This window comes from Methanolapillus africanus, assembly GCF_032714475.1.
Classification (GTDB): Archaea; Halobacteriota; Methanosarcinia; order Methanosarcinales; family Methanosarcinaceae; genus Methanolapillus; species Methanolapillus africanus.
In genome coordinates, this window is sequence record NZ_JAWDKD010000004.1 from 1 (window position 1) to 615 (window position 615).

At 49.9% G+C, this 615-nt stretch carries 1 protein-coding gene; it reads left to right on the forward strand.

Annotated features, from left to right (window positions below; all coding sequences use genetic code 11):
• Positions 1 to 615 (forward strand): hypothetical protein (locus MsAg5_RS01265; RefSeq protein WP_338098804.1); only part of this gene is annotated, 615 nt, incomplete at both ends.

Here is a 615-nt window from a genome sequence, read left to right on the forward strand (position 1 = left end):
AGCTGACTTCCAACTCTGCCAAGTTGACTGTTCTCAGTGCAACAGATGCGATCTCAATCACAACCCAACCTGCTGACAAGAACATTTCAATCGGTCAAAATGCAACGTTCAGTGTGACTGCAACGAATGCAAACGGTTACCAATGGCAGGAATCCGCAGACAACGTAACGTTTACGGACATCTCCGGTGCAACCGCAAGCAGTTACACAACTGCTGACGCCACCGCTGCCGGCATGACTTATTACAGAGTTGTCATTGCAGGTGTTAACGGCGACGAGTTGACTTCCAACTCTGCCAAGTTGACTGTTCTCAGTGCAACAGATGCGATCTCAATCACAACGCAACCGGCTGACAAGAATATTTCAATCGGTCAAAACGCAACGTTCAGTGTGACTGCAACAAATGCAAACGGCTATCAATGGCAGGAATCCGCGGACAACACAACGTTCACGGACATCTCCGGCGCCACAACGGCCGGTTACACAACTGCTGACGCCACCGCTGCCGGCATGACTTATTACAGAGTCGTGATTGCAGGTGTTAACGGGGACGAGTTGACTTCCAACTCTGCCAAGTTGACTGTTCTCAGTGCAACAGATGCGATTTCCATCACAA